Source organism: Streptomyces sp. NPDC022910, assembly GCF_055561075.1.
Map to the genome: position 1 here is coordinate 39,366 of NZ_JBVHHL010000004.1, position 25,834 is coordinate 65,199.

The 25,834-nt window shown below is 72.5% G+C and carries 12 protein-coding genes and 1 pseudogene; 12 read left to right on the plus strand and 1 reads right to left on the minus strand.

Features of this window, described 5'->3' with window-relative positions; translation table 11 throughout:
* Positions 1 to 28 precede the first annotated feature (28 nt).
* Genes ACZ3TS_RS05085 through ACZ3TS_RS05130 form a run of 10 tightly spaced genes read left to right on the plus strand, consistent with a single transcriptional unit; the run spans position 29 to position 24,897 of the window.
* Positions 29 to 7,558 carry an amino acid adenylation domain-containing protein gene (locus ACZ3TS_RS05085; protein ID WP_467614105.1) on the plus strand — a complete coding sequence of 2,510 codons (7,530 nt, stop codon included), beginning with the start codon at positions 29 to 31 and terminating at the stop codon, positions 7,556 to 7,558.
* Positions 7,555 to 8,655, plus strand: a complete 1,101-nt coding sequence (locus ACZ3TS_RS05090; RefSeq protein WP_467613715.1) for a saccharopine dehydrogenase NADP-binding domain-containing protein — start codon at positions 7,555 to 7,557, stop codon at positions 8,653 to 8,655. The genes ACZ3TS_RS05085 and ACZ3TS_RS05090 overlap by 4 nt, the downstream gene beginning before the upstream one ends.
* On the plus strand, positions 8,652 to 10,862 hold the full coding sequence (locus tag ACZ3TS_RS05095; protein WP_467613717.1) for a Gfo/Idh/MocA family oxidoreductase: 2,211 nt from the start codon (positions 8,652 to 8,654) through the stop codon (positions 10,860 to 10,862). Before ACZ3TS_RS05090 ends, ACZ3TS_RS05095 begins: the two co-directional genes overlap by 4 nt.
* A 20-nt stretch (positions 10,863 to 10,882) precedes the next feature.
* Positions 10,883 to 11,587: a VOC family protein gene (locus tag ACZ3TS_RS05100; protein WP_467613719.1), complete on the plus strand. Its 705-nt coding sequence runs from the start codon at positions 10,883 to 10,885 to the stop codon at positions 11,585 to 11,587.
* A gap of 3 nt (positions 11,588 to 11,590) precedes the next feature.
* Positions 11,591 to 12,988, plus strand: a complete 1,398-nt coding sequence (locus ACZ3TS_RS05105) for an FAD-binding oxidoreductase (RefSeq protein ID WP_467613720.1) — start codon at positions 11,591 to 11,593, stop codon at positions 12,986 to 12,988.
* Positions 12,985 to 18,417, plus strand: a complete 5,433-nt coding sequence (locus tag ACZ3TS_RS05110) for a non-ribosomal peptide synthetase (protein WP_467613722.1) — start codon at positions 12,985 to 12,987, stop codon at positions 18,415 to 18,417. The genes ACZ3TS_RS05105 and ACZ3TS_RS05110 overlap by 4 nt, the downstream gene beginning before the upstream one ends.
* A gap of 21 nt (positions 18,418 to 18,438) precedes the next feature.
* Positions 18,439 to 19,758, plus strand: a complete 1,320-nt coding sequence (locus ACZ3TS_RS05115; protein WP_467613724.1) for a salicylate synthase — start codon at positions 18,439 to 18,441, stop codon at positions 19,756 to 19,758.
* 2 nt (positions 19,759 to 19,760) lie between these two features.
* Positions 19,761 to 21,356 carry a (2,3-dihydroxybenzoyl)adenylate synthase gene (locus tag ACZ3TS_RS05120; protein ID WP_467613725.1) on the plus strand — a complete coding sequence of 532 codons (1,596 nt, stop codon included), beginning with the start codon at positions 19,761 to 19,763 and terminating at the stop codon, positions 21,354 to 21,356.
* Positions 21,353 to 23,140, plus strand: coding sequence for an ABC transporter ATP-binding protein (locus ACZ3TS_RS05125; protein ID WP_467613727.1), 1,788 nt, complete (start codon positions 21,353 to 21,355; stop codon positions 23,138 to 23,140). Before ACZ3TS_RS05120 ends, ACZ3TS_RS05125 begins: the two co-directional genes overlap by 4 nt.
* Entirely contained in the window at positions 23,137 to 24,897 is a 1,761-nt protein-coding gene (locus ACZ3TS_RS05130) for an ABC transporter ATP-binding protein (RefSeq protein ID WP_467613728.1), read from the plus strand. Before ACZ3TS_RS05125 ends, ACZ3TS_RS05130 begins: the two co-directional genes overlap by 4 nt.
* A gap of 137 nt (positions 24,898 to 25,034) precedes the next feature.
* On the opposite strand, the gene ACZ3TS_RS05135 is transcribed toward ACZ3TS_RS05130, so the two are convergent.
* Positions 25,035 to 25,364 carry an ArsR/SmtB family transcription factor gene (locus tag ACZ3TS_RS05135; protein ID WP_467613730.1) on the minus strand — a complete coding sequence of 110 codons (330 nt, stop codon included), beginning with the start codon at positions 25,362 to 25,364 and terminating at the stop codon, positions 25,035 to 25,037.
* Here ACZ3TS_RS05135 and ACZ3TS_RS05140 point away from each other — a divergent pair.
* Together ACZ3TS_RS05140 and ACZ3TS_RS05145 are read left to right on the plus strand one after the other, a co-directional pair.
* A pseudogene (locus ACZ3TS_RS05140) lies at positions 25,359 to 25,670 on the plus strand (heavy metal translocating P-type ATPase); the annotation flags it as partial. The gene ACZ3TS_RS05135 and the pseudogene ACZ3TS_RS05140 overlap by 6 nt on opposite strands.
* Complete coding sequence (locus ACZ3TS_RS05145) at positions 25,667 to 25,795, plus strand: hypothetical protein (RefSeq protein ID WP_467613732.1); 129 nt, start codon at positions 25,667 to 25,669, stop codon at positions 25,793 to 25,795. The pseudogene ACZ3TS_RS05140 and the gene ACZ3TS_RS05145, both read left to right, overlap by 4 nt.
* Positions 25,796 to 25,834: the final 39 nt, after the last annotated feature.

Below are 25,834 nucleotides of genomic sequence, written 5' to 3' on the forward strand. Positions count from 1 at the left end.
GGTGGCACAGGAACGCACGGACGAGGGCATGGACCTGCCGGGAGCCGTCGGCGAACTTCTGGGACTGCGGTCCGAGGAGATCGACGAGGACGTCCACCTCATCAACCTCGGGCTGGACTCACTGGCGATGATGCGACTGGCCGGGCGATGTCGGCGCGCCGGCCTCGACATCGGATTCGCGGATCTCATCGCCGATCCGACACTCGCGGCCTGGCGGCGGCTCGTCGCCGAGCGGCGTACCGAGGGCCCGGCTTCCGAGACGGCTCACGTGGACGAGGCGGAGCCCTTCGAGCTCGCTCTCATGCAGCACGCCTACTGGGTGGGGCGGGCGGACGGGCAGCAACTCGGCGGTGTGGCAGCTCACTTCTACCACGAGTTCGACGGCCGGGACGTGGACCCGTCGCGTCTGGAGGCCGCGGTACGAGCCGTCCTCGCGCGGCACGGCATGCTACGCGTGTGCGTCCTCGACGACGGGCGCCAGCGCATCCTGCCCGAGAGCCCCTGGCCCGGACTGCTCGTGCACGACCTCCGGGACCTCTCCGCCGTGGACGCCGAGCAACGCCTCGACGGCCTGCGCCGCGACCTCTCGCACCGCCACCTGGACATCACGGCCGCGGAAGTCCTCGACGTGCAACTGTCGTTGCTGCCCGACACCCTTCGGCCGGGCGGCACGCGGCTGCACGTCAACCTCGACATGGTCGCCGCCGACGCGCTCAGCCTGCGGGTGCTGCTCGCCGACCTCGCCCGCGCCTACGCCGACCCCGCGACACCCCTGGCCGAGCTCGGCTACAGCTTCCCCCGCTACCTCGCCGAACGTCGCGCCGCCCGCGAGTCGACGGCCCGCAAAGCCGCGCTGGAGGCCGACCGCGCGTACTGGCAGGAACGGCTGCCGGATCTGCCCGCCGCACCCCGACTCCCGGTCGCCGCCGGGGACGCCGAGGCCGTCACCGTCGTACGACGTCATCTGCACCTCGATGCCGAGCGCACCCGGCGCTTCGAGCAGGCCGCGCGCCGGCACGGTTTGACCCCCGCCATGGCGCTCGCGGCGGTGTTCGCCGAGACGCTGCAGGCGTTCAGCGCGGAGCCCGACTTCCTGCTCAACCTTCCGCTGTTCGACCGCGAGCCGCTGCACGACGACGTGGCCGCACTCGTCGGCGACTTCACCTCGTCCGTACTGCTGGCCTGGCACGGAAGGACCCCCGGAACCTTCGCCGAACGCGCCGCCCGCCTGCAGGAGCGCTTTCACCAGGATGTGGCGCACGCCGGGTACTCGGGTGTCGAGGTGCTGCGCGACGCCTCCCGGCTGCACGGCGAACGCATGCTCGCGCCCGTCGTCTACACCAGCGCTCTGGGCCTGGGTGAACTGTTCGCGCAGGAGGTGCGGGACAGCTTCGGCGAGGCGTCCTGGATCATCTCGCAGGGGCCGCAGGTCTGGCTCGACGCGCAGGTCACGGAGATGGGCGGCGGGCTGCTCGTGAACTGGGACGCCCGCGAGGACGCATTCGCGCCGGGCGTTCTGGATGCCATGTTCGCCGCCTACAGCGGTCTGCTCGACCGGCTGCCGGCCGACCCGGCGGCGTGGACCGAGCCGGTGCCGTCGATGCTGCCCGACGAGCAGGCGCGAGTGCGGGCCGTGGTCAACGACACGGAGTGGCGGCCGGACGACGTGCGCCTGCACGACGGCTTCTTCGCGCGGGCGGCGATCGATCCCGACTCGCCCGCGCTGCTGTGGGGCAGTGGTGAGTCACTCACCTACGGCGAACTCTCCTCGCGCGCCCTTGGTTTGGCAGGTCACCTGCGGACCCGTGGCGTCGGCCCAGGAGATCTGGTGGCCGTCTCCCTGCCCAAGGGCCCCGACCAGATCACCGCCGTGCTCGGTGTCCTGGCCGCGGGTGCCGCCTACCTCCCCCTCGGCATCGACCAGCCCGCTGCCCGCCGCGAGCGCATCCACGCCGCGGCCCGCATACGCCTCGTACTCGACGACATCGCGGTGCCGGACGACACCGAGCCACTTCCCGCGCCCGTACCCGGCAGCCCGGCCGACCTCGCGTACGTGATCTACACCTCGGGCTCCACCGGAGAGCCCAAGGGCGTCGAGGTGACGCACGCGGCCGCCGTCAACACGGTCGCGGACCTGAATGATCGTTTCGGCATCGGGTCCGCCGACCGGACCCTGGCCCTGTCCGCGCTGGACTTCGACCTGTCGGTGTACGACGTCTTCGGCACCCTCGCGGCCGGCGGCGCACTCGTCTGCGTCGAGGAACCCGCTCGCAGGGATGCCACCGTCTGGGCGGATCTGGTCCGCACCCATGGCGTGAGTGTCGTCAACTGCGTACCGGCTCTGCTCGACATGCTGGTCACAGCGGTGGGCAGCAGCGGGCTGCCCACGGTGAGGCTCGCGTTGCTCGGCGGCGACTGGGTGCCGCTCGACCTGCCCGGCCGCGTGCGGACGGTCGCGCCGGACTGCCGCTTCGTGGCGCTCGGCGGCACTACCGAGACCGCCATCCACTCCACCGTCTGCGAGGTGGGCGAGGTGCCCGCCGAGTGGGTGTCGGTGCCGTACGGCACTCCGCTGCGGGGCGTCCGGTGCCGTGTCGTCGATCCGCTCGGCCGTGACTGCCCGGACTTCGTGCCCGGCGAGCTGTGGATCGGCGGAGCCGGAGTGGCGCGCGGTTACCGGGGTGATCCGGTCCGCACGGCCGAGAGGTTCACCGAGGTGGACGGGGTGCGCTGGTACCGCACCGGTGACCGTGCCCGCTACTGGCCCGACGGCGGCCTGGAGTTTCTCGGCCGCGCCGACCATCAGGTCAAGGTACGCGGGCACCGCATCGAACTCGGTGAGATCGAGGCCGCGTTGGCCGCGGTGCCTGGGGTGGAGAAGGCCGTGGCCATCGTCGGCGAGGACCGGCGCCTCGGCGCCGCCGTCACCGGTGTCGCCGATCCCGCGCAGTTGCGTGCCTGGGCCGCCGAGCGACTGCCGGCGGCGATGGTTCCGGAACGCGTCGTCGTCCTGGCCGAGTTGCCGCTCACCCCCAACGGGAAGATCGACCGGAAGGCGATCGCGCGGCGGGTGGCGGAATGCGGCGCCGCGGCCACCCGGGCCGTCACACCGCCCCGCGACGAGCGCGAACGACAGATCGCCGAGGCGTGGTCGGCGATCCTCGGCGTCGGTGACATCGGGCGCGAGGACGACTTCTTCGCCTTGGGCGGCGACTCGCTGCTGGCCACCCGCCTCGTCGCACGGCTGCGTACCGGGGGATGGGGCGAAGTACGCCTCGCCGACCTCTTCACCCACCCCGTGCTCGCCGAGTTCGCCGCACGACTGCGCCCCGACGGGACGGGCCGCACCGAGCGGGCGGTGACCGCCGCCCCCGAGCACCGTCACGAACCGTTCCCGCTCACCGACGTGCAGCGTGCCTACTGGCTCGGGCGCGGCGAGGACTTCACGCTGGGCGGCATCGGCTGCCACTTCTACCGCGAGTACGACGTCGAGGATCTGGACGCAGGACGGCTGGAAGCGGCCATCGACCGGCTCGTCGAGCGCCACGAGATGCTGCGCGCCGTCGTCGACGTCAACGGCGAGCAGCGCATCCTGGCCGAGGTGCCGCGGTTCACCGTCGAGATCACCGATGCGGGCCCCGATGCCGAGGCCGCCTTCGCCGAACTGCGTGAGACCGCCTCGCACCAGGTGTTCGATCCCGCCGTCTGGCCGCTGTTCGCCGTACGCGGGGTTCGCGCGGGAGGTCGTACACGACTGGGCATCGGCATCGACAACATCGTCCTCGACGCGCTGAGCATCCTCGTCTTCTACGCCGAACTCGCCGCGCTGTACGCCGATCCCGGCGCCGAACTCCCCTCCGTGGACGTGTCGTTCCGCGACTACGTCTGCTCCACCGCCCCCGACCCGGAAGTCATCGCCTCGGCCCGCGAATACTGGACCGAACTGCTGCCACAGCTGCCTCAGGCCCCGGCGTTGCCGCTGGCCAAGGACCCGTTTACCGTCGAGCGCCCTCACTTCACCCGCCGCGAGGCCCGCATCGCACCGGATCGCTGGCAGGCCCTCGCCGAAAGGGCCCGTGACCACGGACTCACCCCCTCCGGTGTGCTGCTCACCGCCTTCGCCGAGGTGCTCGGCCGGTGGAGTGCCCGTCCGGAACTCACCCTGAACCTCACCCTGTTCGACCGCCGTGACGTACATCCCGACATCGGCCATGTCCTCGGTGACTTCACCTCGCTGATGCTCGTCTCGTCCCGCCCGCAGGCCGGGGACAGCTGGCTGGCGCGGGCCCGCCGCGTTCAGGAGGAACTCTGGCGCTCCCTCGACCACCGGGAGGTCTCCGCCGTCTGGGTGCTGCGTGAACTGGCCCGTCGCAGTGGCGAGCCCGAGTTGACCATGCCCGTCGTCTTCACCAGTGCGTTGGGGGTGGGCGGCGAGACTCCGCGCGCGCCCTTCGACCGGCAGGTGTGGGGCGTCTCGCAGACCCCGCAGGTGTGGCTCGACCACCAGGTCACCGAGGACGGCGACGGTGTCCGCCTCAACTGGGACGTCGTCGAGGAACTCTTTCCCGAGGGCTGCGTCGACGCGATGTTCGACGCCTATCTCGGGCTGGTGGACTGGCTGGCCACGGGCCCCGGCTGGACCGCACCCGCCCCCGATCTGCTGCCCGCCCCGCAGCGCGCCACCCGTGCGACCGTCAACGCGACCGGCGCCGGCGTGCCCGGCCTGCTCCACCGCGACTTCTTCCGCCGCGCCGCCGACCAGCCGCACCGCACCGCTCTCGTCCGGGACGACGGCGAACGGACCGAACGGATGACCTACGGCCAACTCGCCGACCGAGCCCTGCGACTGGCGACCGTGCTCGCGGAGCGCGGGGTACGGCGGGGCGAGACGGTCGCCGTCTGCCTGCCCAAGGGCCCGGACCAGATCGTGGCCGTGCTCGGCGTGCTGGCCGCCGGGGCCGCGTACGTGCCGGTCGGCGTCGACCAGCCGAGGGCGAGGCGCGAGCGCATCCATCGCCTCGCGGGCGTACGCCTGGTCGTCGGCGAGGCGGAGACGGCCCCGACCGAGGGGGTCCAGGCGGTGCCGGTCGACGCGGCGCCCTCGACGGACGTGGCCGCCGCACCTGTCGACGTACCCGGCGACGCACTCGCGTACGTCATCTTCACTTCCGGGTCCACCGGCGACCCCAAGGGCGTCGAGATCACCCACCAGGCGGCCGCCAATACCGTCACCGACATCAACGAGCGCTACGGCGTCGCGGAGTCGGACCGGGTGCTCGCGGTGTCCGCGCTGGACTTCGACCTGTCCGTGTACGACATCTTCGGGCCGCTGTCGGCCGGGGGCGCGCTCGTCCTCGTCGAGGAGGAGGACCGGCGCGACGCGCGACGCTGGCTCGACCTGGTGCGCCGCCATCAGGTCACGCTGTGGAACACCGTCCCCGCCCTGCTCGACATGCTCCTCACCGTCGCCGAGGGCGCTCAGCCGCCCGACCCGCTGCGGCTCGTGCTCGTCTCCGGTGACTGGGTGGGCCTGGACCTGCCCGGCCGGCTCGCCGAGCAGAGCCCGTGGTGCCGGTTCGTCGCGCTCGGCGGTGCGACGGAGGCCGCGATCTGGTCCAACGCCTGCGAGGTCGAGGCGGTCGACCCGCAATGGCACTCGATCCCGTACGGGCGTCCGCTGCGCGGCCAGCGCTTCCGCGTCGTCGATGCCCACGGCCGCGACTGCCCCGACTGGGTCCCCGGCGAGCTGTGGATCGGTGGCGCGGGAGTGGCCCGGGGCTATCGCGGGGCGCCCGAGCTGACGGCGAGGCAGTTCGTCGCCGAGGGAGCGGACCGCTGGTACCGGACCGGCGACCTCGGACGCTACTGGCCCGACGGCACTCTGGAGTTCCTCGGCCGCGCCGACCACCAGGTCAAGATCCGCGGTCACCGCATCGAACTCGGCGAGGTCGAGGCGGCGTTGCAGGACGCGCCCGGCGTGGGGCGTGCCGTCGTCACGGTGGCCGGGGAAGGCACGGCACGCCGGTTGGCCGCCGCGGTCGTTCCGGCCCCCGGCTCCGCACAGGGGAGCGTGGCCGAAGCGCAACCGGGGGGCTCGACACGGGAGTTCCGTGAGCGTGCCCGTCGGGTGGAGAGCGCGGCGGCGGAGTCCTTCCTGACTCGCCTTCTGGACCTGCACGCACGTGCCGGGCAGCCCTCCGGGCTCGCTCCCGCACAGTGGGCAGCCCGTCTGGAGGTCGCCGAGGAGCACCTGCCGGTTCTGCGGCTGTGGCTGCGCTGGCTCGCCGAACGCAAGGTCCTCGTGGAGGACGGGGGAACGTACGCCGTGGGCCCCCGGCTGGGAGACGCCGAGGCGGAGGGCGCACAGGACGCCTACGGAGTTCTGATCACCCGCGCGCGTCAGCGCCTGACCGAACGCCTCGGCGACTTCCGGGACATCCTCGCCGGGCGCCTTGCCGCCACCGTGCTGCTCGAGGACGACGTGCTCGCTCCGGCGCGACTCGCCGCCGCCGACCCCGGCAGCGAGCGCGCGATGGGCGAACTCGCCCGCCGCATCGGCGAGTTGGCCACCGAGGCAGCCGGGCCCCTAGAGGTCGTGGAACTCGGAGGTGGGGACGGCAGCGGCGCCGAACGCCTCCTGGGCAGGATCGCGCCTGAGAAAGTGCGCTACACGCTGCTCGACAGTGATCCGGCCCTCGTCGAGGCGGCCGAGCGCCGACTCGCGGCCTCGCCGCACAAGGTCACCTGCCGGCGGCAGCACGGCATCGTCGTCCCCGACGACCTGCGGCACCGCTTCGACGTCGTCGTGGCCGACCAGGCACTGCACCGCAGCCCGGACCCGTCCCACGGGACCGCCCTGGCCGGGCTGCTGGCACGACGCGGTGGCGTCCTGCTGGCTGTCGAGCGGTCCGAACTCACACCGGTCGCCCTGCTCACAGCCGCCCTGCTGGACGGCGGATACGCGCACTTCGACCGCGAGCGGCGCACCGCGGGCACGCCGATTCTGCCTCCGGTGCGCTGGGCCGAGCTGCTGGCCGCTGCCGGATTCGACGGGGTTGCGCATCAGCCCCTCGCGGACTCCTTCGTCGAGATGCTGACGGCCCGCAGGCCCCAGGACGCCGTCGACCTCGATCCGGCCGCACTGCGCGACCACGCGGCGGCCAGGCTGCCCGCGCACATGGTGCCTGAGCAGATCACCGTGCTGCCGTGGCTGCCACTCGGCGCCAACGGCAAGGTCGACCGCGCCTCTGTCGCCGCGCTCGCCGCGGCGGGGCGGGACGAGGATCCGCACGAGCCACCGCAGGGCGAGCTGGAGCAGGCCGTGGCGACCATGTGGGCGGACCTGCTGGGCGTGTCGGCGGTGGGCCGCCGGCAGAGCTTCTTCGTACTCGGCGGCGACAGTCTCCTCGCGACCCGCTTCCTGACGCTGGCTGAGCAGCGGTTCGGGGTGCAGCTGCCGCTGCGGAGGCTGTTCGCGGGGCCGACACCGGAGCGGGTCGCGCACGCCCTCGCCCAGGAGTTGGCACAGTGCGCGGAGACCGAGGAGGGCGCGCTTTGATCGGCGTACTCGGCGGGTACGGCGCCGTCGGCGGCCATGCGGCGCGGCTGCTGGCCCGGTGGGGGGCCGGGCCCCTGCGGATCGGCGGCCGCGACGACGTACGGGCCAAGCGGTTCGTCGCCGCTCACCTGGCCGGTACGGAGGCGGAGGCGACCGCCGTGGATGTCGACGACGCGGCCTCGCTCGCCGCGTTCGTCCGAGGCTGCGACCTCGTCGTGCACTGTGCGGGCCCCTCGCACCGCACCTCGGAGCGGGTCACTTTCGCCGCGCTGATGGCGGGAGCCGACATGGTCGACGCCGGAGGCGGCGGGCGACTGGACCGCGTGCGGACGGCCGTCGGGGAACGCACCGCGCTGTACGACGCCGGGGCGCTGCCCGGTCTTTCGGGGATGCTGCCCCGCTGGCTGGCAGCCGAACACTTCGACTCGGTGCACGGACTCACCGCGTATGCAGGAGTGCTGGACCGCTTCACCGAGACCGGCGCGCACGACTACCTCGACGGGGTGCTCGACGGCACGACCGAACCCCTCGCCGCCTGGCGGGACGGTGCCCGGCGCGGAGGCGCTCTGCAGCGGCTAAACGGGCAGCAACTGCCCCACTTCGCAAGGGAAGTGGTGACCCTCCCGTACCTGGATGCGGAAGGGGAGCGGCTGGCCCGCGATCTGTCGCTCACCCACGGGAACTGGTTCACGGCGGTGGACGGCGAACACCTGGCCGCCGCGCTCGACGCGGCCCGCTCCCTCGAGAGGGCCGACGCCGTGGCCGCCCTGTGCCGGGCCACCGCGCTGGACACCGCCGGCCGCAGCCCGTACGTCACGCTCCTCGCGCAGCTCGACGGCACCCGCGCCGGCCGGACCCTGACACGCACGGCGATCCTGCGGGCGCCGGGCATCTCACAACTCACCGGCGCCGTCACAGCCGTGGCCGCACTGGCGGTCCTGCGCGGCGACGTGCCGCACGGCACCCACCGCGCCGACACCGCACTCGACCCGAGGTCCGCCGTCGCGCGCCTGCGCGCCGAGCCCGGGCTGTGTGACGTGACCGTGCACGACACGGCGATCTCGGAACTCGCCACGATCGAGGAAGGCGCACTGTGAACACGCGGCTGAAGACAGTGGTGTGCGGGACCACGTTCGGGCAGTTCTACCTGGCCGCCCTGGCCGGCATGCCCGCCGACTTCGAGATCGTCGGTGTGCTGGCCGCGGGCAGCGAGCGGTCCGTGGCGTGTGCCGCGCGGCACCGGATACCGCTGTACACCGACGTCGACCAGCTGCCCGACGACGTGGACCTCGCCTGCATCGTCGTCCGCTCCGGAGTCCTGGGCGGTGTCGGCACCGACCTGGCGCTGCGGCTGCTGCGGCGTGGCGTCCACGTCGTGCAGGAGCAGCCCGTGCACCACGACGACCTGGTCGCCTGTCTGCGCGAGTCGCGCAGGAACGGCGTGCGGTACAGGCTCAGTGATCTGTACGTGCGGCTGCCGGAGGTCCGGCGCTTCACCGAGGCCGCCCGTACGGCCCTCGCCCGGCAACCCGTGGCATACGTCGACGCCGCATGCGCCTCGCAGGTCGCCTTCCCCCTGCTGCACATCCTGGGAGAAGCACTCGGCGGCCTACGGCCCTGGCAGGTGCAGGCTGTTGCTACCGACAGCGACGGTCCCTTCGCGGTCCTCACCGGTACGATCGCCGGCGCACCGCTCACACTCCGCGTGCACAACCAGGTCGACCCCGACGACCCCGACAACCACCTGCATCTCCTGCACCGCGTCACCATCGGTACCCCCGGAGGCAGCCTCACCCTGACCGATCCGCACGGCCCGGTGCTGTGGAGCCCGCGCCTGCACATCCCGGAACCGGTCAGGAACCGCTTCGACTTCGACGCTCCCGGCACCGAGCACCTGGCGGAGCCGAGCACGTCCCCGCTGGGCGCAGCCGGTCCGCCCGACTACCGGCACCTGCTGCGCGAGCAGTGGCCGGCCGCCATCGGCGCGGACCTGAAGGCGGCACGCGCCGCGATCCTCGGCGACCCGGATGCTCAGCGACCCGACCAGTACCACCTGACGCTGTGCCGCATGTGGCAGGACCTGACGAAGGAGCTGGGCTATCCGACGCTGCGACCCGGGCAGTCCCATCAGCCACTCCGCACAGGCGAGTTGACCGGCGCAGGATCCGACCTGCGTGAACTCGTGCGGTACGCCACGACCGCGGCCGACCGCCGCGTCGGCACCGTCGATCCCCGCCTGGTCGACGACTTCGTACGGCAGCTCGACGAGGCGGTGCTCGCCTCGATGCTCGCCGCGCTGCAGCACTCCGACGCACTGAGTGACCCCGGGCGTACACAGACCGCCGAAGAGGTACTGGCCTCCGCCCGCGTGGCACCGCCCCATCACACGCTGATCCGGCGCTGGCTGCGGATCCTCGCCGACCGCAAGGTGATCGAGCGGGACGCAGACGGATTCCGCGGTGCCTTGCCCGTGGATCCCGCCGCGGTGCGCCGGGCCTGGGACACGGCCGCCGCAACCTGGCAACGCGGCCTCGGCACACCCGAGTTCGTCACGTACCTGCGGCGCAACGCCGAGCGGTTGCCCCAGTTGATGGCCGGCGAGCAGCAGGCGGCGCTGCTGCTCTTCCCCGAGGGCCGCACCGAGGTGGCGGACGCCGTGTACCGGGACACCATCACCGCCCGCTACCTCAACACCGCCGTGGCCAGTGCCGTACGCTCCCTGGCCGCGGTGCGCGACGCCGCCCGCCCGCTGCGGGTCGTCGAGGTCGGGGCGGGGACCGCGGCGACCACGGAGGCCGTCGTCCGGGCCCTCACGGAGAACGGACCCGGCAGGCCGCCGGTCGACTACCTGTTCACCGACGTCTCGCACTTCTTCGTCACCACGGCCAAGGAGCGCCACGCCGAGCACCGCTGGATCCGCCACGGCCTGTACGACATCGACCAGGACCCGGCCGCCCAGGGGCTCGAGCCCGGCAGCGCGGACGTCGTCATCGCCGCCGGCGTCCTGAACAACGCGCGCGACACCGACGCGACAGTGCGGTCACTCGTCGGACTGCTCGCCCCGGGCGGCCGGCTGTTCATCACCGAACCGACCCGCGAACACCTGGAGATCCTCGCCTCCCAGGCGTTCATGATGACCGCCTCCGAAGACGCCCGACGGACGTCCGACACCACGTTCCTCTCCCGTCGGCAGTGGCTCGACGTCCTGGCGGGAGCCGGAGTCTCAGATGTCGTCACCGCGCCGGACGAGGACCATCCGCTGGCACCGCTGGGACAGCGGCTGTTCGCGGCCCGTATCAACTGATCACGTCGGGGGAGAACACCGTGCTGAGATGCAGCCACGTCCTGTGCAAGGTCGACGACGTCCGGTCGGTCGTACGGGACTACACAGAGCTCGGCTTCACCGTCGAGTGGGGGAGCGCACCCGAACGCGCCCACAACGCGCTGGTGTGGTTCGAGGAGGGGCCCTTCATCGAGTTCTTCCAACTGCCGGCCTCCTTCCGCCTGTTGAAGTGGCCCATGAGCGCCGTCAACGGTGTGGCGGCCGGAGAGCGGCTGGTGCGCTGGGCCCGCCCGGGCGAGGGCTGGCGGGACCTGGCGCTGGAGACCGACGACACGGAACTGGCCGGCGTTCATGCGGCGCTGCGCGCCAGCCAAGTCCGCGTCTCGCGCGTGATGAAGGGCCGCCGCACCCGGCCGGACGGCGACCGCGTGCGCTACCAGTTCCTCGCCGCCCGCCCGGCCCGGCTGCCGTTCGTCGTCTCCGCCTACGACCCGCCGCAGCGCCCCGCCGCCGTGCACCACCCCAACGGCGCACGGCGCATCACACGGGTGCGCATGGGGGTGGCGGACCATGACCGCACCGCCTTCGACGCGCTCACCGCCCATGTGCTCAGGGACGGTCTGCTCGCCGTGGAGGGGGCCGAGCGTACGGGCGTCATCGCGGCCGAACTCGACGGGCTCACACGTCCGTTGGACCCCGACCGGCTGCACGAAGCGGTCCTCACCTCGCCCGCACGGAAGGAGTGACCGGTGACCACTGCTGCCGTGACCCTCCCGGGATTCCGCGGCCGGATCCTCACGCCGGGCACCCCCGGCTACGACCGCGCCCGCCGTGTCCGCAACGCCCGCGTCGACCGCCGGCCCGCCCTGATCGCCCGCTGCGCCGACGTCGACGACGTGATCGCCGTCCTCGCCCACGCACGCACCTCCGGTCTGCCGGTCGCCGTCCGCGGCGGCGGAGCCAACGTGGCCGGCTGGGGCACCTGCGACGACGGCATCGTCCTCGACCTCGGGGCGATGAAGCGCCTCGAGGTCGATCCCCTGTCGCGTACCGCGGTCGCGGAGCCCGGCCTGACGTGGGGCGAATTCGACGCCGCCACCCAGGAGTTCGGGCTCGCGGTGCCCGGCCCGCGCAACACCGACGTCGGCATCGCCGGCCACACCCTCGGCGGTGGCGTCGGCGACCTGTCCCGCCAGTACGGGCTCACCAGCGACAACGTCACCTTCTTCGAGCTGGTGACCGCCGACGGAAGACACCTCAGGGCGGACGCCGACCATCACGCGGATCTGTTCTGGGCGCTGCGCGGAGGCGGCGGCAACTTCGGCGTCGTCACCCGTTTCGGCTTCCGGCTGCACCCTGTCACGGGCGTCGTCGCCGGAGCTCTCGTCCATCCCGCCTCCCAGACGCGCACAGCTCTGCGCACGGCCCGGGACTGGCTGGCCACGGCACCCGACGCGGCCTCACTCGTCGCCGTCGTCTGGACCGCGCCGCCGCTGCCGTTCGTGCCCGAGCACCTGCACTTCGAGCGGTGCGCCGTTCTCATCCCGAGCTGGTTTGGGCCTCCCGGGCAGGCCGACGAGGTGCTGGCACCGCTGCGGTACGGCGCCGCCCGCCCGGTCGCCGACGGCGTCACCGAGCTGCCGTACACCGCCTACCAGCGACTCCTGCCGTCCCCGCCCGACTTCGCCCGTCAGCACGTTTACAACCGCGGCGAGCTCCTCACCGAACTGACCGACGCCACGCTCGACGGGATCCTCGGCCACTGGGAGTCCGCCGGACCGAACTTCTCCGTCGTGCTGGGGGCGCTCGGGGGCGCCATCTCCCGGGCTCCGGCCGGACCGACCGCGTTCACGCACCGCGGCGCCCAGTGGTTCGTGGAGATCTGCGCCCAGTGGTACGGCACCGCCGACGACGGCGAGCACCTGGAGCCGGCCCGCACCGGCTGGCAGGCACTCCAGGACGTCGCCGAGGGCCCCTACATCAACCTGCTGCCCGACCCGGAGCCGCAGTGGGTACGCGCCGCGTACGGAGACGTCACCTACGCGCGGCTGGCCGATCTGAAGGCCGTCTGGGACCCGGACAACCTCTTCCGCTTCAACGCCAACATCCCGCCGCTCGCGGCCGGGGCCAAGGAGACCGACCGATGACCATCGCATCCACCCCGGCCGCGCTGATCGCACACCTGCGGCAGGCGGGCGTACAGCTGTGGGACGAAGACGGCACCCTGCGCTACCGCGCCCCGAAGGGGACCCTGAGCGCCGGGCAGCTTCAGGCGCTCAAGGACCACAAGGCCGCCGTACTGGAGTGTCTGCGGGCCGAGGCCCGGCCCACCGCGCTCACACCCGACCCGGGGGCTCGCCACGAGCCGTTCCCGCTGACCGACGTGCAGGCCGCCTATCTGCTGGGCCGCAACGAGGTCTTCGAATACGGCGGCGTCGCCTGCCACGTCTATCTCGAAGTCACCTACCCCGACCTGGACCCGACCCGCACCGAGGACGCCTGGAACCGGCTCGTCCAACGCCACGACATGCTGCGCGCCGTCATCGACCCCGCGGGTCACCAGCAGATCCTGCCGACCGTGCCGCGGCTCACGGTGGCCGTCACCGACGCGCGGGGAGCGGACGCGGAGGCCGCTTTGCTGCGGGCACGCGAGGAGATGGGCCATCGCGTGTACGACAGCACCCGCTGGCCTCTGTTCGACCTACGCGTCACCCGCACCGACGCCCGGGCCGTCCTGCACCTGTCGATGGACTTCCTGATCGCCGACTGGGCCAGCATCTGGCTGCTGCTCGCCGAGTTCGAGACCCTGCACGCCGACCCTGCCGCCCAACTCCCTCCTCTCGACGTGCAGTTCCGCGACTACCTGCTCGCCGAACGCGGCCTGCGGGAGTCCCCGGCTCATCAACGCGACAAGGACTATTGGTCGGCGCGGCTCGACACGCTCCCGCCGGCCCCCGACCTGCCGCTCACCGAAGCCGGAGCACGGCAGCAGCCCCGCTTCCGCCGTCGCTACCTGAAGTTGGACACGGCCGCCTGGGAGCGTCTGAAGGACCGGGCCGGGCGCCGGGGCCTCACCCCGTCCTCCGTCGTCCTCGCCGCCTACGCCGCGGTGATCGGCCGCTGGAGCCGCAGTCCGCGCTTCTGCCTCAACCTGACGGTGCTCAACAGGCTCCCGCTGCACGAGCAGATCGACCGCGTCGTCGGCGACTTCACCACCGTCAACCTCCTCGCCGTCGAGGCGGCGAACGGCGCGCCCTTCGCCGAGCAGACGCGCACCCTCGCCGGTCAGCTCTTCGACGACCTCGACCACCGCCTGTACTCCGGGGTCGAGGTGCTGCGCGAGCTCGCCCGCAGGCGCGGCCGGGACGCCGCCCTCATGCCGGTCGTGTTCACCAGCGCCATCGGGCTCGGCGACGCCGGAACCGGCAAGCGGGCCGAGGGCCGTCTGGACGGCTTCGGCATCACCCAGACCCCGCAGGTGTTCATCGACTGCCAGGCCATGGACGACGCGGAGGGCCTTCAGGTCAACTGGGACGTCCGCGACGGCGTCTTCCCCGACGGTCTCGTGGACGATATGTTCGACGCCTTCGACACGCTGATACGCGGCCTCGCCGACTCCGACGAACTCTGGGACACCGCTGACGTCGTGGCGCTGCCCGCATGGCAGGCAGAGGAACGCCGCCGCGCCAACGACACCTCCACCGACCTGCCCGACGGCCTCCTCCACCACCGCGTCCTCGACCAGGCCGCCCGCACCCCCGACCGGCCGGCCGTGATCGGCCCCTCCTCGGTGCTGAGTTACCGCGAACTCGCCACCCGCGCCACGACCGTGGCCGAGCGACTCAGGGACGCGGGCTGCGCCCCCGGTGAGCGGGTCGCGATCGTCATGGACAAGGGACCCGAGCAGGTCGTCGCGGTCCTGGGCACCCTGCTCGCCGGTGGTGTCTACCTTCCGGTCGACACCGCGCAGCCGACGCTGCGCCGTGCCGCCCTGCTCGCCGACGCGGACGTCCGGCACGTCCTCACCCAGTCGTGGCTGGACGCCGACTGGCCCGAGGGCTGCCGGGCCGTCGCCGTGGACACGCTAGTGCCGCGTCAGGCAGCCGAAACCCCGTCCGACGGCGACCCCGACGCACCCGCCTACGTCATCTACACCTCGGGCTCCACCGGGCGCCCCAAGGGCGTCGTGATCAGCCACCGGGCCGCGCTCAACACGATCACGGACATCAACCGCCGCTTCGGCATCACCGCGGACGACCGCGTCCTGGGCCTGGCGGGTCTCGGCTTCGACCTGTCCGTGTACGACATCTTCGGCCCGCTGTCGGCCGGCGGCGCCCTCGTCCTGCCCGACCCGCAGCGACGCACCGACCCCTCCCACTGGGCCGGCCTGATCGCCGCACACGGCATCACCGTCTGGAACTCCGTACCGGCCCTGATGCAGATGCTCGCGACCTACCTGGAGACCGAGCCGGACCTCGACCTGTCCGCACTGCGCCTGGCCCTGCTGTCCGGCGACTGGATCCCCGTCACCCTGCCCGGCACACTGGCCGACCGCCTGCCGGACCTGGACGTCGTCGCGCTCGGCGGCGCCACCGAGGCGGCCATCTGGTCCAACTACCACTACTGCAAGGGTAGTTACGAGGGCGGCCGCAGCATCCCGTACGGCCTGCCCCTCGCCAACCAGGGATTCCGGGTGCTCGACGCGGAGCTGCGCGACTGCCCGGTCTGGGTGGCCGGCGAGCTGTACATCAGCGGGCACGGGCTCGCCCAGGGCTACCTGGGAGACCCGGAGACCACCGCCCACCGGTTCGTCACCCATCCCCGCGATGGTCGGCGCCTGTACCGCACCGGCGACTTGGGCCGCTATCTGCCCGGCGGCGAGATCGAGTTCCTCGGCCGCGAAGACACCCAGGTCAAGCTGCGCGGGCACCGCATCGAGCTCGGCGAGATCGAGGCCGCGCTGCTGGAGCACCCGGCCGTGTCGGCGGCGGCCGTCGTCGTCGACGGTTCGGGTGAGGAACGGGCGCTCCTCGGGGCCGTCAAGGCCGCGCCCGCCGAGCGATCCGCCGAAGGGGCCGCCCCCCTGGCACCCGCGGTGCGGGTGGCCGCCGACGCCGCCGTCCCCGGAGTCGGCCGCGACCGCGTGTCCGCCCACGTCGACGCCTTCGACACGGCCGTGCTGGCGTCCATGGCCCGCACGTTGGGGGAGCTGGGCCTGTTCCCGGCCGCCGGCGACAGGGATGTGCGGGACGCGGGGATCGAGCAGCGCCACCACTGGCTCGTACGGCGCTGGCTCGCCGTCCTCGACGAGCGGGGCGCCGGCCAGGTCGACGACCGCACCGTGAACGCGCTGTGGAAGGAAGCCGAGGCGGCATGGAGCGACGACATCGCCTCCCGTGACTTCCTGGCGTACGTGAAGAACCACGCCGACCGACTGCCGGAACTGCTGACCGGCCGCCAGGACCCGGTCGAACTCCTCTTCCCCGAGGGCGACTTCGACACCGCGCACGCGCTCTACCGCCGCAACGCCACCGCCCGCTACCTGAACCGGGCCGTCGCCGCCGTCCTCGAACACGTCGCCGCCGAGCATCCCGCCGACAGCCCGCTGCGCGTTCTCGAAGCCGGCGCCGGCACCGGAGGCACGACCGAGGACGCCCTGGCGGCGCTGGCGGACCGGCACGGCACCTACCACTTCACCGATGTGGCGGGCTTCTTCCTGCCCGAGGCCAGGCGGCGCTTCGGCGACCGCGACCGCCCGGAGATGTCCTTCGGCCTCTTCGACGTCGACAGCGACCACCGAGCCCAGGGACTCGCCCCGAACGCGTACGACGTCGTACTCGCCGCCGGAGTGCTGGAGAACGCCCGCGACATCAGGGCCTCCCTCGCCCGGCTGGTGGAACTCGTCGCTCCACGCGGCTGGTTGATCCTTACGGAACCCACCCGCGAACACCCGTGGATCCTGGCCTCCCAGGCGTTCATGATGACCGAGCCGGAGGACGAACGGGCCCTTGGCGGCCCGTCGTACCTCGACCGCGAACGCTGGCTCGACCTGCTGGCCGAGGCCGGCGCGGAGCAGGTCCTGTGCCTGCCCGACGACGCTCACGCACTCGCTCCGCAGGGCGTCCATCTGTACGCCGCCCGGATGAAGACAGACCGGGCGCACGTCACCGAGGTGGACCTGGCCGCGCACCTGCGCGACCGGCTGCCCGCCCACATGATCCCGTCGCACCTCCAGATCGTCGACGCCCTCCCGCTGACCGGCAACGGCAAGGTCGACCGGCGCGCGCTCCAGGGCTGGCGGCCCACCCTCACCGACACCGCACCCGAGCAGACCGCACAGGAGCCGGCCGACGCCTTCGAATCCCGCCTCGCCGCCTTGTGGGCGGACGCGCTGCCCAGCGGACGCGTCGGCCGCACCGACAGCTTCTACGACCACGGAGCCGACTCCCTGATCATGGCCAGGATGGCCGGCCGCCTGCGCGAGGAAGTCCCCGAGGCGTCCGGCATCCCCTTCGACACGCTGCTGCGCCGGTTGCTCAACCACCCCACGCTCGCCGACCTCGCGGCCTTCCTGCGCACCAGCGGCGAGACCGGAGCCCAGCCCGCCCTCCGCCGCGCCGCCACCGGCAGCAACGCCGCCCTGATGTCCTTCAGCACCACCGGGGAAGGCCCCCTGCGCGTGATGTTCCACGCCGGACTCGGCACCATGGACTGCTACCGGCCGCTCGCCGCCCGCCTCGTCGAGCAGGATCTCGGCCCGGTCCTCGGCATCGTCATCGACGACACCGAGCGCTACCTCTCCCAGGATCCGGCCACCGTCATCGAGCGCGCCGCCGACGACTACGCCGAGCGGCTCATCGCCGAGGGACACGACCGTGTCCAGCTCATCGGCTACTGCCTGGGCGGCCTGTACGCCACCGAGGTCGCCCGGCGCCTCGACGAACGCGGCGTGACCGTCGAGGACCTGACCCTGATCAGCAGCCATCCGGTCGTGGTCGACGTCGAGGACGACCTGATGATCGAGATTCTGTTCGTTCCCAACCTGCACATCTCGCTCGACCGCACCGGATTCGGCGACATCGACGCGGACACGGTCGTCCGCGGCTTCATGCACGTCATCGAGCAGAACGGGGGAAAGGTCCCGCTCGGTGCGCTCGCCGAGGTCGGCGGGGATCCCGAACTCGACCGGGCCGGGGAGTTCTTCCGCAGGCTCGGCTCGCACACGCGCGAGGAGCGGTTCGCCGCGTACGCCCGCACGGCCACCGAGTCGAGCGGCGAGGAGATGCCGCCGGAGATGGTCGCCGCGATGTTCCGGGTCTTCCGGCAGAGCTTCCTGTCGGCCCGGTTCACCCCGCCCCCGTACGCGGGCGACATCCGCTTCCTGCTGCCTCGCGGCGCCTCCGGCTTCGCGCCGGGCATGGACGACACGACGCTCGCCTTCTGGCGCGACGTGTGCATCGGCGACCTTCCCGTCACCGGCATCGACGGCAACCACTTCAGCTGCATCGAGGAGCCGAACGTCGCCCATGTCGCCGACCTCGTGGCCGCCCCGCTGCGCGCGCCGCACAGCCGCTGACCACACCCAGGAGACCGCGCCATGGCCGAGCAGCAGTATCACCACACACGCATCGACGGACCGTTCGACCCTCTCGCCGCCGTCGCCCACCTCGTCGGCTCCGGACTGATCACCGAGTACGTCGTCTACGAGCACGACCGCCACTGGTACGTGGCGGGCAACCCGATCGGCGAGATACGCGTCGACGCCCACACCGTACGTACGTGCTTCACCGCACCCCGACTCCAGCACCGGCTCGCCTGGTCGGGCACACCCTGGGAGCCGATACGTTCCGCCCTCGACAGGACCCCCGTCGACGACTGGAACGCCTACGGCTGGCTGTCGTTCGAACTCGCGAGCGGGAACCGGGCCGGGCAGGAGAAGGACCTGCTGGCCCATCTCATCGTGCCCGGTACGGAGTTGACCGTCACCGAGGACGGCGTCGAGGTCCGCACCGTCGACCCCGACCTGCCCGACCGCCTCCGCAAGTCCCTGGCCGAGGCCCCGGCGTACGCGACACCACGGTCCCCGAAGCCCGTCGACGTCCACGCGCCCCACGGCCCGTACCACGGCCACGTCACCCACGCCGTGACCGAGATCGGCCGCGGCAGGCTCGACAAGGTCATCCTCTCGCGCACCGTCCCCGTGCCCTTCACCGTCGACATGCCCGCCACCTATGTGACCGGCCGCACCGCCAACACCCCCGCCCGCTCCTTCCTGCTCGACCTGGGCGGGACACAGGCCGCCGGCTTCAGCCCCGAGACCGTCATCGAGGTGTCCGGCGACGGCACCGCCGTCACCCAGCCGCTCGCCGGCACCCGCGCCCTGACCGGCGACCCGGACAGGGACGCCGCCCTGCGCGCGGAACTCCGCCGTGACCCCAAGGAGGTCTACGAGCACGCCACCTCCGTGAAGCTCGCGGTGGAGGAGCTGGCCTCCGTGGGTGTCCCGCACAGCACCCGCGTGGGCGAGTTCCTCGCCGTCAAACCGCGCGGCAGCGTCCAGCACCTCGCCTCCCGCGTCACCACCGACCTCGCCGAGGGCCGCACCGCCTGGGACGCACTCGGCGCGGTCTTCCCTCCGGTGACCGCGTCCGGCATCCCCAAACAGGCCGCGTACCGGCTGATCCACGAGCTGGAGGAGGAGCCGCGCGGACTCTACGCCGGCGCGGTGCTCCGAGCCGGCAGCGACGGATCCCTGGACGCGGCCCTGGTACTGCGCGCGGTCTACCAGCGCGACGGCCGGGCCTGGCTGCGCGCGGGCGCGGGCATCGTCGGGGCCTCCCGACCGGCCCGCGAGTACGAGGAGACCTGCGAGAAGCTCCGCAGCGTCGCCCCCTACGTCGTCCCGAAGGAGGGCTGAGCATGCTGGACGGATTCACTCCGTGGCCGAAGGAGTTCGCCGACCGCTACCGCGAACGCGGTCACTGGAGCGGCCGTACGCTCGGCTCGCTGCTGCGGCAGCGGGCCGCGGCCGCCCCCGAAGCGACTGCCGTCGTCGATGGCGACCGACGCTGGACGTACCGCGAGCTCGACGAGCGCGCCGACCGGTTGGCGGCCGGACTGCACGGCCTCGGCCTCGCACCCGGTGACCGCGTGCTCGTCCACCTGCCGAACATGGCGGAGTTCCTGGAGCTGTCCTTCGCCCTGTTTCGGCTCGGCGCCGTCCCCGTCATGGCGCTGCCCGCCCACCGCGAGGCGGAGATCGGACACCTGCTGGCCTTGTCCAGGGCGGTGGCGTACGTCATCCCCGACACACACCTGGGCTTCGACCACCGCCCGCTGGCCCGCGCCGTAGGGCAGAAGGCGCCGGCCCTGCGTCATGTCCTGGTCGCCGGCGATCCTCAGGAGTTCACCGCTTTGGCATCGCTGTCCGCCGAGCCGCGCCCGCTGCCGGAGCCCGACCCGTCCGACGTGGCGCTGCTGCTCCTGTCCGGCGGCACGACCGGCGCGCCGAAACTCATCCCGCGCACCCACGACGACTACCTCTACAACGCCGCCGCAAGCGCGGCGGTGACCGGCCTGACCTCCGGCACCCGTTACTTGGCGGCGCTTCCGGTCGCCCACAATTTCCCCCTCGCCTGCCCCGGACTGCTCGGCACGCTCCACGCGGGCGGCACCGTCGTGATGTGCCCCCATCCGAGCCCGGACACGGCCTTCCCGCTGATCGCCCGCGAACGCGTCACGGTCACCGCCCTCGTGCCCTCCCTCGCCCTGTTGTGGCTGGAGGCGGCGGAGTGGGCCGATGACGATCTCGGCAGCTTGGAGCTGTTGCAAGTCGGCGGTTCCCGGCTCAAGGCCGAGGCCGCCCGGCGGATCGGCCCCGAACTGGGCTGCCGCCTCCAGCAGGTGTTCGGCATGGCCGAGGGACTGCTCTGCTATACACGCCCCGACGATCCCGACGGCCTCGTCCTCGACACCCAGGGCCGCCCGCTGTCCGAGGACGACGAGCTCCGCATCGTCGACGCCGAGGACCACGAGGTACCGGACGGCGAGGTGGGCGAGCTGCTGGTTCGCGGCCCGTACACGCTGCGCGGCTACTACCGCGCCGACGATCACAACGCCAGGGCCTTCACCGGGGACGGTTTCTACCGCAGCGGCGATCTCGTACGGCGCCTGCCGAGCGGGCACCTCGTCGTGGAGGGCCGCATCAAGGACGTCATCAACCGCGGTGGGGAGAAGGTCCCGGTCGAGGAGGTGGAGAACCATCTGCTCGCTCATCCGGCCGTCCTCGACGTGGCCGTGGTCGGGCTGCCGGACACGCGGCTGGGGGAGCGCTCCTGCGCCTGCGTCGTCCCCCGCGGCACGCCGCCCAGCCGCGCCGACCTGATCGCCCATCTCACGGAACGCGGCCTCGCCGCCTTCAAACTCCCGGATGACGTGAGGGCGTTGGTCTCCTTCCCCCGCACCGCCCTCGGCAAGGTCGACAAGGCCGCTCTCGTCCGGCAGGTGAGCGCATGAGTTCCCTGCGCACTGTGGTGGACCTTGCGGCGAGCTCCCAGCGGGTCCGTCGGCAACTCAGGCAGGCCGCGACACTCGGTCTGTTGAGCGGCGTGTGCGCCGTCGCGGGCTTCGTCTGCGTGGCGTACGCCGTCGGGCAACTCCTCGCCGACGACCCGTCGGGGGCCGTCGTCACCCGCTGGACGCTGGGTGCGCTCGCCGGCCTGCTCGGCGGCTTCGGCGCGCGCTGGTTCGCCGAGCACCTCGCCCACGAGGCGAGTTACGAGCTGGAGGTCGTGCTGCGCCGCCGGCTCGCCGACAGCCTGGCGCGCATGCCGCTGGGCGAGGTGCAGCGGCTCGGCGCCGGACGGATCAAGAAGATCGTCCAGGACGACGTGAAGTCCCTGCACAACGTGGTCGCCGACGCGCTGCCGTTCCTCGGTTCCGGCATCGCCCAGCCCGTGGCCGCGCTGATAGCGCTGGGCGTGGTGCAGTGGCGGATGCTGCTCGCCGTACTCCTGATCATCCCCATCGCGTTCGCGGTCTTCTCGCTGATGGCCCGCGACTACGGGACCCAGCGCGAGCGCTACAACACGGCGAACGAGAACGTGAACGCGGCCGTCGTCGAGTTCGTCCAGGGCATGCCGGTCGTGCGCACCTTCGACGACGGCCGGGCGTCCTTCGGCCGATTCTCCGCCGCGGTCGAGGAGTTCACGGACGCCGTCGCCGCCTGGATGGCCACCACCCGCTCCTCGGGCCTGCTGCACCGGCTGTTCATCGTGCCGCTGCCCACCCTGCTGATCGTCGCCGCCACTGGCGCACCCATGCTCGACGCCGGGTGGATCTCCCTCACGGACCTGCTGCTCGCCCTCCTCATCGGCACCATGCCCATCGAGGCGGTTTCTCCCCTGATGCACCTGACGAACCACATCAACGACGCCAAGGCGGGCGCCGTCCGCGTGACGGAACTCCTGAACGCGCCACCGCTCCCGGAACCCGACGACCCGCGCGAACCGCACGGCTCCGCCGTCCACTTCGAGTCGGTCACCTTCCGCTACCCCGGCCGCGACGGCGGCCGCCCGGCTCTGGACGGCATCGACCTGGAGATTCCCCAGGGCACCGTGTGCGCCCTGGTCGGCGCCTCCGGCTCCGGCAAGTCCACGCTGGCCCGGCTGATCCCGCGCTTCCACGACGTCGACTCGGGCACGGTGCGCGTCGGAGGTGAGGACGTCCGGGACATCGCCACCGACGTCCTGCTGCGGCATGTCGCCCTCGTCTTCCAGGACCCGTTCCTCGTCACCGGGACCGTCGCCGAGAACATCCGGCTCGCCCGCCCCGACGCCACCGACGCCGAGGTCCGCGCCGCCGCCGAGGCCGCCGCCGCCCACGACTTCATCGTGCGCGAACTCCCCGACGCCTACGACACCCAGGTCGGCGAGCGTGGCGGTCTCCTCGCCGGCGGCCAGCGGCAGCGCATCACCATCGCCCGCGCGATCCTCTCCCGCGCCCCGATCGTCGTCCTCGACGAGGCCACCGCCTTCACCGACCCCGAGACCGAGGCCACCATCCAACAGGCCGTCGCCCGCCTCACCCGGGGCCGCACCGTCCTCGTCATCGCCCACCGCCTGTCCACCATCACCGACGCCGACCAGATCGTCGTCCTCGACCAGGGACGCATCGCCGAACGCGGCCGCCACGCCGAACTCGTCGCCGCGGGCGGCCACTACGCCCGCCTCTGGGCCGGCCACCAGCAGGCCGCCGCCTGGGGCATGACCGGCGGCCGCACCAGGGAGGTCACCCCGTGACGCGCATCCTGCGCCTGATGCTCACCGCGGCGGGCCCGTACGCCCGGCAGTTCCGCGCCACACTCCGCACGTCGCTGCTGGCGACCATGCTCCAGGCCGCCGCGTACGCCTGCTTCGTGCCCCTGCTCGCGGAGCTCTGCCGCGACCCGGTGCGCACCGGCCGCGCCTGGACGTGGATCGGAGCACTGGCCGTCCTCGTCGCCGCCGAAGGCGCGCTGCGCGTGCGCGAGATGGCGTTCACCTACGACTACTGGCACCTGGTGACGGGCTCCACCCGTCTCCGTCTGGGCGCCGCCCTGCGGGCCATGCCGCAGCAGGAGCTGAACCGCCGCGCCGCGGGCGACCTCACCCAGGTCGTCGGCGGCAACGCGACGACGGCCGCCACCGCCGTCTCCTCGCTCGCCGCCCTGTTCGTCCAACTGGTCACCGTCCCGCTGGTACTCGGCGCGGTCGTGATCGCCCTGGACTGGCGGCTCGGTCTCGTGCTCGTCGTGGGCACGCTGGCCGCCATTCCCCTCGTACGCCAGGTGCAGCGCCGCTCCGGCTCCGGGTTCCGTGAGGTGGACGAGGCCGACGGGGAAGCGGCTGCGCGCATCGTGGAGTACGTCCAGGGCCTGCCGGTGCTCAAGGCCACCGGCCAGGCGGGCGCCGACTCGCCACGCCTGCTGCCGGTACTGGACCGCCAGCACGAGACCCAGGCCGCCACCAACAGATCCGCCGCCCTGCCCGTTGCCGGGGCCCAGCTCCTGGTCCAGCTGGCCCTCGTGGGCCTGGTCGCCCTCGGCGCCGCTCTGGTCCTCGACGCGCGGCTCACCCCCGCGACCCTGCTCGCCGTCACCGTCGCCGCCGCCCGTTTCGCCGAGCCGCTGAGCCTGGCCGCCGTCATGACCAAGCTCTTCGAACTGTCGGAGGCGGCACTCGCCCGTATCGACGACGTGCTCGCGGTGCGCCCGCTGCCGGTGGCCGAGGGTGGCCGCCCGCCCACGTCCTTCGACATCAGCTTCGAGCACGTCACGTTCGGCTACGACGGGCAGCACGAACCCATCCTGAAGGACGTCGACTTCACCATCCCCGAGCGCAGTCTGACCGCCCTGGTCGGCCCCTCCGGCTCCGGCAAGACGACCGTGACCCGACTCATCAGCCGCTACGCCGATCCGCAGCACGGCACGGTCCGCATCGGCGGTGTCGATCTGGCCGGTCTCTCACCGGACGAGGTCCTGCGCCATATCGCCGTCGTCTTCCAGGACGTCTACCTCTTCGACGACACGATCCGCGCCAACATCGCCCTCGCCCGACCGGACGCCACCGACGCCGACATCGAGGACGCGGCCCGCGCCGCGGGCATCCACGACTTCATCGACACCCTGCCCGAGCGCTACGCCACCCGCGTCGGCGAGATCGGCTCCGCCCTCTCGGGCGGCGAACGCCAGCGCATCTCCATCGCCCGCGCCTTCCTGAAGGACGCCCCGATCGTGCTGCTCGACGAGCCCACGGCCGCGCTGGACAGCACGTCCGAGACAGTGGTCCAGCAGGCCGTCGACCGCTTGGTGGCCGGCAAGACGGTGGTCGTCATCGCGCACCGGCTGACCACCGTGGTCGGCGCCGACCAGATCCTGGTCGTGGAGGACGGCCGTATCACCCAGCGCGGCACCCACACCGACCTGCTCACGGAGTCCCACGGCCGCTACGCCCGCATGTGGGCGGCCCAGTCGGCCGCGCGCGAGTGGCAGATCCCGGGCGGCGCGCACGCCCTCTGAAACATCGGGTCGGCCGCGCAGGCCGGAACGGCACTGAAGAGGATCACTGAACGGAAACCGCGGCGGGTGGCTCTACAGGTCAGGACCACCCACCGTTTCCATTTCGTGGTCGATCATCCGAGTGCCGCCGCTGCCTGTCAGAGCACGGTCGTCTCGGAAGTGGCGGTGGCCGGGGTGTCGCGCAGGCCGAGGCGCAGATGCTCGACGTGGTCGAGCGCCTGACCGAGCAGCTCGGCGACATGGTTGTCGTACAGCGCATAGGTCACGGAGCGTCCGTGGCGCTCGCCGGTGACCAGCCCGAGGTTGCGCGGCAGGCACAACTGGTGGGAGCAGGCGGACTGTTCCATGCCGACGGCGTCGGCGAGTTCGGTCGCCGCACACGGGCCCTCCTGGAGGCGGGCCAGGATCCGCAGCCGGGATGGGATCGCGAGGGCCTTGAGCATGGCGGCCACGTCAGCGGCGCCCACGCCATGGGCCGGGCTGGCTCCGTCCTCGCTCTGGAGACGGCCGACGCGGTGATCGTCCGCGACGAACTCGCCACCGTCCCCGCGGTGATCGCGCTCTCCCGCCGTGCCCGGAAGCTGGTCGTGCAGAACCTGGCGATCGCGGGGCTGTTCATCGCCGGCCTCGTCATCTGGGACCTGGCCGGCCAACTGCCGCTGCCGCTCGGTGTCGCGGGCCACGAGGGCTCGACCGTCGTGGTCGGCCTCAACGGACTGCGCCTGCTGCGAGACGCGGCCTGGAAGCAGGGCGCGTCCCAGGACACCGGGTGAGCCGTTGCGGCGACGACTTGGCCGCGGCCCGGCATGGCGGACTGCTGCGGGAGGCGGGCTTCCGCCATGTCACGTCCGTCTGGCAGTTCGGCGACAGCCGAGTCCTCGTGGCGGTCGAGGGCTGATCCGCACCGTCCGCGTGCCCGCGCGCCGATGGGTACGAC

What these genes read in the sequence shown, in the direction of transcription:
- ACZ3TS_RS05085 (WP_467614105.1), top strand. Translation starts at nt 29, where the DNA reads ATGGACCTGCCGGGAGCCGTCGGCGAACTTCTGGGACTGCGGTCCGAG.
- ACZ3TS_RS05110 (WP_467613722.1), top strand. Translation starts at nt 12,985, where the DNA reads ATGACCATCGCATCCACCCCGGCCGCGCTGATCGCACACCTGCGGCAG.
- ACZ3TS_RS05115 (WP_467613724.1), top strand. Translation starts at nt 18,439, where the DNA reads ATGGCCGAGCAGCAGTATCACCACACACGCATCGACGGACCGTTCGAC.
- ACZ3TS_RS05120 (WP_467613725.1), top strand. Translation starts at nt 19,761, where the DNA reads ATGCTGGACGGATTCACTCCGTGGCCGAAGGAGTTCGCCGACCGCTAC.
- ACZ3TS_RS05125 (WP_467613727.1), top strand. Translation starts at nt 21,353, where the DNA reads ATGAGTTCCCTGCGCACTGTGGTGGACCTTGCGGCGAGCTCCCAGCGG.